Annotated in this window: 9 protein-coding genes; 7 read left to right on the forward strand and 2 right to left on the reverse strand. The window is 59.8% G+C overall.

The window, feature by feature from the left end:
* The first annotated feature begins 9 nt into the window (after positions 1–9).
* From lpoB to CBW22_RS08930, 6 genes are all read left to right on the forward strand, one after another.
* On the forward strand, positions 10–606 hold the full coding sequence (gene lpoB / locus CBW22_RS08905; RefSeq protein WP_021506395.1) for a penicillin-binding protein activator LpoB: 597 nt from the start codon (positions 10–12) through the stop codon (positions 604–606).
* Complete coding sequence (gene thiK / locus CBW22_RS08910; protein WP_088516473.1) at positions 593–1,408, forward strand: thiamine kinase; 816 nt, start codon at positions 593–595, stop codon at positions 1,406–1,408. Before lpoB ends, thiK begins: the two co-directional genes overlap by 14 nt.
* 15 nt (positions 1,409–1,423) lie before the next feature.
* On the forward strand, positions 1,424–2,467 hold the full coding sequence (gene nagZ, locus CBW22_RS08915; protein WP_088516474.1) for a beta-N-acetylhexosaminidase: 1,044 nt from the start codon (positions 1,424–1,426) through the stop codon (positions 2,465–2,467).
* A 39-nt stretch (positions 2,468–2,506) separates the two neighbouring features.
* Positions 2,507–3,049, forward strand: a complete 543-nt coding sequence (gene ycfP / locus CBW22_RS08920) for an alpha/beta hydrolase YcfP (protein WP_088516475.1) — start codon at positions 2,507–2,509, stop codon at positions 3,047–3,049.
* Between the two features lie 212 nt (positions 3,050–3,261).
* The gene (locus tag CBW22_RS08925; protein ID WP_088516476.1) at positions 3,262–4,566 is read left to right on the forward strand and encodes an NAD(P)/FAD-dependent oxidoreductase; all 1,305 of its coding nucleotides are present in this window, start codon (positions 3,262–3,264) and stop codon (positions 4,564–4,566) included.
* 294 nt (positions 4,567–4,860) lie between these two features.
* Positions 4,861–5,403: a glycine zipper 2TM domain-containing protein gene (locus CBW22_RS08930; RefSeq protein WP_031279257.1), complete on the forward strand. Its 543-nt coding sequence runs from the start codon at positions 4,861–4,863 to the stop codon at positions 5,401–5,403.
* Between the two features lie 125 nt (positions 5,404–5,528).
* On the opposite strand, the gene mfd is transcribed toward CBW22_RS08930, so the two are convergent.
* On the reverse strand, positions 5,529–8,972 hold the full coding sequence (gene mfd / locus CBW22_RS08935) for a transcription-repair coupling factor (protein WP_021506389.1): 3,444 nt from the start codon (positions 8,970–8,972) through the stop codon (positions 5,529–5,531).
* Between the two features lie 186 nt (positions 8,973–9,158).
* Complete coding sequence (locus CBW22_RS08940; RefSeq protein WP_021506388.1) at positions 9,159–9,368, reverse strand: hypothetical protein; 210 nt, start codon at positions 9,366–9,368, stop codon at positions 9,159–9,161.
* Positions 9,369–9,616: 248 nt separating this feature from the next.
* Between CBW22_RS08940 and lolC the strand changes: the two genes are divergently transcribed.
* A complete protein-coding gene (gene lolC / locus CBW22_RS08945) occupies positions 9,617–10,816 on the forward strand; it encodes a lipoprotein-releasing ABC transporter permease subunit LolC (RefSeq protein ID WP_021506387.1) in 1,200 nt (399 codons plus the stop codon).
* Positions 10,817–10,865 lie beyond the last annotated feature (49 nt).

Genomic DNA, 10,865 nt, shown 5'->3' on the forward strand with positions numbered 1-10,865 from the left:
GAGTAACCTGTGATTCGCAGTGTACAACGTTCCGGCGCGCTACTGTTTGCGCTGATGCTCACCGGTTGTGTGGTGAAACAACAAACCCCGGCGCCGGTTGAACCGACGCAGCCGACCACGCCAACCCAGCCAGAGCAACCGCCCGCGCAGCCAGTGCCGCCGCCGCAAACTGTGCCGCAGCCGCCGAAGCTGAAAACCATCAACTGGAACGCCAGCGTCCAGCCGTTAGTCGCCAACATGGTGCAGTCGGCGGGCGTCAATCCGGGCAGCGTGCTGCTGGTGGATCGCATCAAAAACAGCACCAACGGCTCGCTGCAAACGGAAAAAGCCACGGCAGCGATTGAGAACGCGCTGGCCAATAACGGCAAGTTCAGCCTGGTCTCAAACGATCAGCTTAATCAGGCGAAGCAAACGCTCGGCCTGTCGCCAGAGGATAGCCTCAACTCGCGCAGCAAAGCGATTGGCCTGGCGCGCATCGTCAACGCGCAGTATGTGCTGTACAGCAACGCGCAGGGCGATGTGAAAGCCCCTGCGCTGCAAATGCAGCTGATGCTGGTGCAGACCGGCGAAATCATCTGGTCGGGCAACGGCGTTGCACAACCCTGATCCCCGGCTGCAGCATCTGGTTCAGCAACAATGGCCGACGGCGCAAGCTGCCGGTCATTTTTTCGCGCTGCCAGGACTGAGCGGTAACAGCGTGCAGGTACGCAGCGAGCAGGGCGATCTGCTGGCGCGCCGGACGCCGCCACAGCCCATCCCGTTTGTCGATCGCCAGCGCGAATACCGCATCCTGCGTCAGCTGCGTGCCACGGCGCTGGCGCCGCAGCCGCTGGCGTGGCAGGCGCCGTGGCTGCTGCAGCGCTGGCTGCCCGGTGAGGTGCTGTCGCCGGATCAGTTCAGCGCGCAACGCGCAGCGGTGCTGACGCTGCTGCTGCGCCTGCATCACCAGCCGCTGACCGGTTATCGCTTACGGCTGGCACCGTTGCTGCAGCGCTACTGGCAGCTGTGTCAGCAGCGACACTGGCGCTGGCAGCGGCGCTTAAACCAGTTGCTGCAGCGCGGCGAACCGTCGCCGCTGCGGCTGGCACCGCTGCACATGGACGTCCACTCTGGCAATCTGATTGCCACGCCGGATGGCCTGCGTTTAATTGACTGGGAATATGCTGCGGATGGCGATGTGGCGCTGGAGCTGGCCGCTGTCGGCGCGGTGGATAGTGCCCAACACGATCACTGGATCACCGACTATGCTGCCGAGGCGCGGCTGTCGGCAACGGCGCTGCGGCGTCAAAGCCGTCGCTGGCAGCCGTGGCTGCAGCTGCTGATGGCCAGCTGGTATCAGCTGCGCGCCGAGCAGAGCCATGACCAAACATTGCAACGGCTGGCTCAGGCCAGCTGGCAGGATCTTTAATTCAGGAACCGAAACATGACGATGACAACGCCCGGACCGCTGATGCTGGACGTCGAAGGCTACGAGCTGGACGCCGAAGAGCGCGAAATTCTGCAACATCCGCTGACAGGCGGACTGATCCTGTTCGCCCGCAACTTCCATGATGTTGCGCAGCTGGCGGAGCTGGTGCGCCAGATTCGCGCGGCGTCGCGTAACCGGCTGCTGGTGGCGGTCGATCAGGAAGGCGGGCGCGTGCAGCGCTTCCGCGACGGTTTTACCCAGCTGCCGGCGATGCAATCGTTCGCCGCGCTGCACGACATGGCACGCGCCGGCGAGCTGGCGCAGCAGGCCGGCTGGCAAATGGCGGCGGAGATGATCGCCATGGATATCGATATCAGCTTTGCGCCGGTGCTGGATATCGGCCACATCAGCGCGGCCATCGGCGATCGCGCTTTCCATGCCGATCCGGCGATTGCGCTGCAGATGGCGCGCCAGTTTATCCACGGCATGCACGAAGCCGGCATGAAAACCACCGGCAAGCACTTCCCGGGCCACGGCGCGGTCAGCGCGGATTCGCACAAAGAGACGCCGCGCGACACGCGCGATGCCGCCACGCTGCGCCAGCATGACATGGCAATCTTCCAGCAGCTGATTGATGAGCAGCTGCTGGATGCGGTGATGCCCGCGCATGTTATCTATACTGAAGTGGACCCGCTGCCGGCCAGTGGTTCGCCTTACTGGCTGCAAACGGTGCTCCGGCAGGAGCTGGGCTTCAACGGGGTGATCTTCTCAGACGATCTGTCGATGGAGGGCGCGGCGGTGATGGGCAGCTATGCGGAACGGGCTCAGCAGTCGCTGAATGCCGGCTGCGATATGATCCTGGTGTGCAATCAGCGTGCTGGCGCGGTGAGCGTGCTGGATAATTTGACGCCGATCCAGGCGACGCGCGTCACGCAGTTATACCATCAGGGACGTTTTGACCGTCAGAGTTTGCAGGCCAGCGAGCGCTGGCGGCAAAATCACCGTCAGCTCAGTGACCTGCAGGATCGCTGGCTGGCGCATAAAGCGTCGGGCAGATAATCGCCGCTGCCCGGATCTCACTCCACGCTGAGGATAATCATGATCATCTATCTGCACGGTTTTGATTCCAACAGTCCGGGCAACCATGAAAAGGTGCTGCAGCTGCAGTTTATTGACCCGGACGTCAGACTTATTAGCTACAGCACCCGCCATCCGAAACACGACATGCAGTTTCTGCTGAAAGAGTGCGACAAACTGCTCCAGCAGGGCAGCGATGCGCATCCGTTGATTTGTGGCGTCGGCCTGGGCGGCTACTGGGCAGAACGCATCGGCTTCCTTTGCGGCATGCGCCAGGCGATGTTCAACCCCAACCTGTTTCCTGATGAAAACATGGAAGGCAAGATCGACCGGCCGGAAGAGTATCTTGATATCGCCACCAAATGCGTCAGCAACTTCCGTGAAAAGAACCGCGACCGCTGCCTGACCATTTTGTCACGTCACGATGAAGCGCTGGATAATCAGCGCAGCGCGGCCGCATTGCACCCGTACTACGAAATCGTGTGGGACGAGGAGGCCAGCCACAAATTCAAAAATATTGCCCCGCATCTGCAACGCATCAAAGCGTTCAAAACCCTTGCCTGAGTGCTGGTGCGCCGTGTGATGCGGCGCACTAAACGTGTAACATTCTGATAATGCACTGCAAAGATTGATGTACATCAATTTTCTTATGTCCGGATGATTATGCCGTGCTATTCTGCCCTCAGCTCGCGATTAAATGTCGCCAACCCTATGTTTATTAAGGTTTTATATAACCATTAATTAACTTTTGGTTTACAACTTTGAGGGGGTCTTCATTGACTACAAGCATGGAAAAAATCGTCATCGTCGGTGGCGGTGCCGGAGGGCTGGAGCTGGCAACACAGCTCGGCCATAAACTCGGCCGCAAAAAAAAGGCGGAGATCATCCTGGTCGATCGTAACCACAGCCATCTGTGGAAACCGCTGCTGCATGAAGTGGCGACCGGTTCGATGGATGAAGGTATTGATGCGCTCAGCTATCTGGCGCATGCGCGCAACCACGGTTTCCAGTTCCAGCTGGGTTCGCTGACGCAAATTAATCGCGACGCTAAAACCATTGAACTGGCGGAGATCCGCGACGCGGAGGGTGGGCTGCTGGTACCGCAGCGCGAGCTGGCGTATGACCGTCTGGTGATGGCGCTGGGCAGCACCTCGAACGATTTCGGCACGCCGGGCGTGAAAGATCACTGCATCTTCCTCGACAACCCGCATCAGGCGCGTCGGTTCCACAATGAGATGCTCAACCTGTTCCTGCGCTTCTCTGCCAGCGAAGGGCAGCTGCAGAAAGTCAATATCGCCATTGTCGGCGGCGGTGCGACCGGCGTCGAGCTGTCGGCAGAACTGTATAACGCAGTGAAACAGCTGCACAGCTACGGCTATAAAGGTCTCGACAGCAGCGCGCTCAACGTTACGCTGGTGGAAGCCGGCGAGCGTATTCTGCCTGCGCTGCCGCCGCGCATCTCCGCAGCGGCGCATCAGGAGCTGAGCAAGCTTGGCGTGCGCGTACTGACGCAAACCATGGTCACCAGCGCAGCAGCCAACGGTCTGAATACCAAAGGGGGCGAATTCATCGAAGCCGATCTGATGGTGTGGGCGGCGGGTATTAAAGCGCCAGACTTCATGAAAGAGATTGGCGGGCTGGAGACCAACCGCATTAATCAGCTGGTGGTCAAAGAGACGCTGCAGACCACGCTGGACGACGATATTTACGCCATCGGCGACTGCGCCTCCTGCGCGCTGCCGGGCGGCGGATTCGTGCCGCCGCGCGCGCAGTCGGCGCACCAGATGGCGTCGCGTGCGCTGGAAAACATCCTCGCCCAGCGCAAAGGCAAGCCGCTCAAAGCCTACGTGTATAAAGATCACGGCTCGCTGGTGTCGCTGTCCCGCTTCAGTACCGTCGGCAGCCTGATGGGGAACCTGATGCGCGGTTCGATGATGGTGGAAGGGCGTATTGCACGTTTTGTCTACATCTCCTTGTACCGTATGCACCAGATTGCGCTCCATGGATACTTCAAGACCGGTCTGATGATGCTGGTCGGCAGCCTCAACCGCGTGCTGCGTCCGCGTCTCAAACTGCATTGATCGCTGGCGGGCGGTCATCCCCGCCCGCTGCGTGCCCGGCTGCCGTAACCGGCTGATTGCCGCTCAATCAGCGCCAGGTTACGGCGCAATGACACTGCCGCTCAGAACTCTCCTAAAAGCTGGTCCTGCTGGCTTTCCGCTGCGTTTCCTCCATTAATCTGATGTTGCATTTTCGGACCATCTGTAAAACTTATGCCAACGAACACGGCGCGGCGCGCACGCCGGTTATGCCTCGGTAACCCGGGATCGGGTTGCGGCAGGAATGCGCGGTAACAACTTCAGGAGGACATTCCTGTGAATAAATCAATGTTAGCGGGTATTGGAATCGGCGTAGCAGCAGCGTTGGGCGTGGCCGCCGTCGCCAGCATGGATGTGTTTGATCGTGGCCCGCAGTATGCTCAGGTGCTTTCGGCAACGCCAATCAAAGAGAGCATCAAGCAACCGCGTCAGGAGTGCCGCAACGTTACCCTCACGCACCGTCGTCCGGTGCAGGATGAGAACCGCATCGCCGGTTCCGTACTGGGTGCCGTGGCCGGTGGGGTGATTGGTCACCAGTTCGGCGGTGGCCGCGGCCGGGATATCGCGACCGTAGCCGGTGCGCTGGCAGGCGGCTACGGTGGTAACCAGGTGCAGGGTGCGCTGCAGGATCGTGACACCTACACCACCAGCGAGCAGCGCTGCAAAACCGTGTACGATAAACAGGAAAAAATGCTGGGTTATGACGTGACCTATAAAATAGGCGACCAGCAGGGCAAAATCCGCATGGAGAATGACCCTGGCACCCGCATCCCGCTCGACCGTAATGGTCAGCTGATCCTGAATTCAAATCAGGCCTGATTGGGCAAAGCTACTTCACAGCAGCAGTAACAAAAAAAGCGCCGCAAGGCGCTTTTTTTATGCTCTGGCTACAGCACCGTATGCAGCAGCGCGTTGCAAAGCGCTGCTGCGTAACGGCTGGGCGATTAAACCCGGTTCTTCGCCAGTTCGGCGACGAAATTCTGCACCCATTCCATGCGCGTTTTGCGTTCGCTCAGATCGCGGGTGAATTTCAGTCGCGTCGGGCCATCCAGCTTCCACTGCTTGGCATCTTTCTGCAGCAGGCCGATCAGCCAGCCGGGATCGACCTGATTCTGCGGTGCGAACTCAAAGAAGCCGCCTTTTTCGCTGGCTTCGATTTTACGCAGCCCCAGCTGGCGCGCCACCAGGCGCAGCGCGGCGATGTCGAGCAGGTTACGCGCGGCGTCGGGCAGCTTGCCGAAGCGGTCAATCATCTCAATTTTCAGCTCGGCCAGCTCCTGTTCATCGGCCGCACTGGCGATGCGTTTATACAGCGACAGGCGCGTATTGACGTCCGGAATAAAATCATCCGGCAACAGGGCAGGCATGCGCAGCTCAATCTCGGTCTGATTGCTGGTGAGATCTTCCAGCGACGGCTCACGTCCGGCCTTGAGTGCATCCACCGCGTTTTCCAGCAGCTCCATGTAAAGCGTGAAACCAATGGTCTCCATCTGACCGCTCTGATCTTCACCCAGCAGTTCACCGGCACCGCGAATCTCCAGATCGTGCGTCGCCAGCGCAAAGCCAGCGCCCAGATCCTCCAGCGAGGCAATCGCTTCCAGTCGCTTCTGGGCATCGGTGGTCATCGCTTTCGGGTGCGGCGTCAGCAGCCAGGCATAGGCCTGATGATGTGAACGGCCAACGCGGCCACGCAGCTGATGCAGCTGCGCCAGACCGAAATGGTCGGCGCGCTCAATGATGATGGTATTGGCGCTCGGCACATCGATCCCGGTTTCGATGATGGTGGTGCACACCAGCACGTTGAAACGCTGGTGGTGGAAATCGTTCATCACCCGTTCCAGATCGCGCTCACGCATCTGACCGTGGCCGATGGCGATGCGCGCTTCCGGCACCAGCTCGGCCAGCCGCTGCGCTGCTTTCTCGATGTTCTCGACGTCGTTGTAGAGATAGTAAACCTGGCCGCCGCGCAGCACTTCACGCAGGATCGCTTCGCGCACCACCAGGCTGTCATACTCGCGCACGAAGGTTTTCACCGCCAGACGGCGCGCCGGTGGCGTGGCGATAATCGACAGATCGCGCATGCCGCTCATCGCCATGTTCAGAGTACGCGGAATCGGCGTTGCGGTGAGCGTCAGAATATCGACGTCAGCGCGCATCGCTTTGATGCGTTCCTTGTGACGCACGCCGAAACGGTGCTCTTCATCGACGATCAGCAAACCGAGATCGCGCCACTTAAGATCGCTCATCAGCAGCTTGTGGGTGCCGATCAGAATATCAATTTTGCCCTCGCTGGCCTGCTCCAGCACCTGCGCCTGCTCTTTGGCGCTGCGGAAGCGCGACAGCATCTCAATGCGCACCGGCCAGTTGGCGAAGCGGTCGCGGAAGTTGTCGTAATGCTGCTGCGCCAGCAGGGTAGTTGGCACCAGCACCGCCACCTGTTTGCCGTTCTCCACCGCAAGGAAGGCAGCGCGCATCGCCACTTCGGTTTTACCAAAGCCAACATCGCCGCACACCAGGCGGTCCATGGCCAGCGGCTGGCACATATCGCTGAGCACGGCGTTAATTGCCTGCGCCTGATCCGGCGTGGTTTCAAACGGGAAACCTTCGCAGAACAGCTGATACTGCTCGCGGTCGTGCTTAAAGGCAAAGCCGGCCTTGGCCGCGCGCTGGGCATAGATATCCAGCAGCTCAGCGGCCACGTCACGGACTTTCTCCGCCGCTTTCTGGCGCGCGCGTGACCAGGCATCGCTGCCCAGTTTGTGCAGCGGCGCATTTTCATCGGCACCGCCGGCGTAACGGCTGATCAGATGCAGCGATGACACCGGGACGTAAAGTTTGGCATCGCCGGCATAGGAGAGCATCAGATACTCAGCCACGATACCGCCGGCTTCCAGCGTGGTCAGGCCGATGTAGCGGCCCACACCGTGTTCAAGATGCACCACCGGCTGGCCCGGGTGCAGCTCGGCGAGGTTACGAATCAGTACATCCGGATTGATGGTGCGGCGATTGTCCTGACGCCGCCGGCTGACGCGCTCGCCGAGCAGATCGCTTTCGCAAATCAGCGCGCGCTGGCGCTGGGTGTCGATAAAACCGCGCTCGCTGGCGCCAATCATCAGGCTGTACGGCTGCTCATCGGCCTGCTCGAAGCGATCAATCGGCTGCGGGCGCAGTTTGATGCGGGACAGCAGCTCCTGCAGGCTCTCGCGGCGACCTTCGCTTTCTACTGAGAAAATAACCTGACCGGTAAACTGTTCGAGGAACTGGCGCAGCAGATCGAGCGGCGCTTTGGCCTGCGCCTGCACCGTCAGCTCCGGCAATGGCTGATAACCCAGATTACTGTTCGCAGCTTTCTCCGGCAGCGTCTCAGCGCTGAGCTGCATGCGCGGCCAGTTTTTCAGCTCGCTGAGCAGCGCATCCGGGCGCAGCCATAGCGTGGCCGGTTCCAGCAGCGGGCGCATAGGATCGATGCGGCGATTTTCATAGCGTGCGTTAGCATCCTGCCAGAAACGCTCAGCGCTGGCGTGCAGATCGCCGCTGTTCAGCACCAGCGTGCTGGCGGGCAGATAGCTAAACAGGGTAGGCAGTTCCTGCTCGAAAAACAGCGGCTGCCAGTACTCAATCCCGGCCGGCAGCGTGCCTTTGCTCACCTGCTGATAGACGTGCTCGGGTTCGCGCCGCACGTCGAAGGTTTCACGCCAGCGGCTGCGGAACAGCTCAATGGCTGCTTTGTCGGTGGGAAATTCATGCGCCGGCAGCAGGTTGATGGCGCTCACCGCCTCCAGCGTGCGCTGTGAATCGACGTCAAACAGGCGCAGGCTGTCGATCTCATCATCAAAGAAATCGATGCGGTAAGGCTGATCGCTGCCCATCGGGAACAGGTCGAGCAGCGCGCCGCGCGTCGCGTACTCACCATGCTCCATCACCTGATCGACATGGCGATAACCGGCCTGCTCCAGCTGGTCGCGCAGGGCATCGCGCGACAGTTTCTGGCCCTGCTGCATCACCAGCGCATGGCCGTGCAGGAAGCTGTGCGGGCAAACGCGCTGCATCAGCGTATTGACCGGCAGAATCAGCATGCCGCGCGTCAGGGTGGGCAGCTGGTACAGCGTAGAAAGACGGGCGGAAATAATGTCCTGATGGGGCGAGAAGCTGTCGTAGGGCAGTGTTTCCCAGTCAGCAAGATTGGTGACCGGCAGATCGGTAAACTGCCTGATCTCCTCCTGCAGCCGCAGGGCCGATTGCATATCCGGGGTGATCATTAACACCGGACCGCTGTGGCGTTCGGTGATGCTGGCACACTCAACCGCCTGCGCGGCGCCGACCAGCTGACCGAGCTGACGATGGTCGCCTGCTTTAGCAGGCAGGGTATAACGACGCTGTTCCGACATAAGGTCCGACATTCTCTCCTCAGTTTCCAGGGCGTCATCATTCCACATTCCGCCGTGAGGATCATCTCTCCTTTCTGAGTTTATGTCAGGGCGCATGAATGCGCACCTTGCATCAGCGGCACCCTGAAGGGCCGCCAGTATGGCCGGTTGCCAGGTCGTCATTGATGGCGACCTGGCCACGTCACGTTATTTACTGGATTGCTGTGTGTAGTGCATGCGAGGACGATCCACATTGGCCCATGACAGCTCGCGCTCGACATGGTAGCTGTTGTTGCCATCGTCCCACTTCACATAATAACCGGTTAGCGCGTCTCCCTGCTCAAAGACATTGACCACTTCGCCTTTGATCTCGCCAGATTTATGTTTAACGATACTGCCTTTAGGAAACCTGCTCATGGTAAGAACCTCCGTACTGCGCTTACTGTGATGCGAAAACCGGTACTGCAAGCTAAGTCTAACCCACCTGCTGACGAATAATCGTACTAATAGCGTCACTATTTTGTCGTAATTTTGTGCATTGTCGCGCAGGAGGACGCATTTTGACGCAACTTTGCAACTGACTCAGCGGGTTAGAGGTTTCATAAAGCAGACGGCTCCTTTATCATCGCTCTACTTAATTTTGGGCAACGGCCAAGACGGATCTCATGTATCAACCAGTCGCGTTATTCATCGGTTTGCGCTACATGCGTGGACGTGCTTCAGACCGTTTCGGTCGTTTCGTCTCCTGGCTCTCGACTATTGGTATCACGCTCGGCGTGCTGGCACTGGTGACGGTGCTGTCGGTGATGAACGGCTTTGAGCGCGAGCTGGAAGGCAACATTCTCGGCCTGATGCCGCAGGCGCTGGTGACCAGCGACACCGGCAGCATCAATCCGCAGCAGATGCGCGCGCAGGATCTCAAACTGCAGGGCGTGACGCGGATCGCGCCGCTGACCACGGCCGATGTGGTGTTGCAGAGTGCGCGCAACGTGTCGGTGGGCGTGATGCTGGGCATCAATCCTGACGAACCGGATCCGCTGACGCCTTATCTGGTCAACACCCAGCAGAGCGTGCTGCAGCCGGGCCAGTATAAGGTCATTCTCGGTGAACTGCTGGCCTCGCAGCTGGGCGTGAAGCGCGGCGATCAGCTGCGCCTGATGGTGCCATCGGTCAGTCAGTTTACCCCGGTGGGGCGCGTGCCGAGCCAGCGCATCTTTACCGTTGCCGGTACCTACGCAGCCAATAGCGAAGTCGATGGCTATCAGATTCTGGTGAACCAGCAGGATGCCTCGCGCGTGATGCGCTATCCGCTCGGCAACATTACCGGCTGGCGCCTGTGGCTGGATAAGCCGCTGAATGTCGATGCGCTGAGCCAGCAGCCGCTGCCGCAGGGGCTGACATGGAAAGACTGGCGCGAACGCAAGGGCGACCTGTTCCAGGCGGTGCGCATGGAGAAAAACATGATGGGGCTGCTGCTCAGCCTGATCATTGCCGTGGCCGCCTTCAATATCATTACCTCGCTGGGTCTGCTGATCATGGAGAAGCAGGCGGAAGTGGCGATCCTGCAAACCCAGGGCTTAACGCGGCGGCAAATCGTCGCGGTATTTATGGTGCAGGGCGCCAGCGCTGGTATTATCGGCGCGCTGCTCGGTACGCTGCTGGGCGTGCTGCTGGCCAGCCAGCTCAACAATTTAATGCCGGTGATCGGCCTGTTCCTTGATGGCGCGGCGCTGCCGGTGGATATCAATGTCTGGCAGGTGATCACCATTGCGCTGGTCTCGATGGCCGTGGCGCTGCTGTCTACCCTCTATCCGTCATGGCGCGCTGCCGCCGTTCAACCCGCTGAGGCTTTACGTTATGAGTAATACCCCTTTGTTGCAGTGTCGTGACCTGTGCAAACGCTATCAGGAAGGC

This window comes from Pantoea sp. VS1, assembly GCF_002207995.1.
GTDB classification, from domain to species: domain Bacteria; phylum Pseudomonadota; class Gammaproteobacteria; order Enterobacterales; family Enterobacteriaceae; genus Pantoea; species Pantoea dispersa.

Excerpts from the sequence above, each read along its gene's own strand:
- nagZ (WP_088516474.1), top strand. The coding sequence starts at position 1,424 with ATGACGATGACAACGCCCGGACCGCTGATGCTGGACGTCGAAGGCTAC.
- ycfP (WP_088516475.1), top strand. The coding sequence starts at position 2,507 with ATGATCATCTATCTGCACGGTTTTGATTCCAACAGTCCGGGCAACCAT.
- mfd (WP_021506389.1), bottom strand. The coding sequence starts at position 8,972 with ATGTCGGAACAGCGTCGTTATACCCTGCCTGCTAAAGCAGGCGACCAT.
- CBW22_RS08940 (WP_021506388.1), bottom strand. The coding sequence starts at position 9,368 with ATGAGCAGGTTTCCTAAAGGCAGTATCGTTAAACATAAATCTGGCGAG.
- lolC (WP_021506387.1), top strand. The coding sequence starts at position 9,617 with ATGTATCAACCAGTCGCGTTATTCATCGGTTTGCGCTACATGCGTGGA.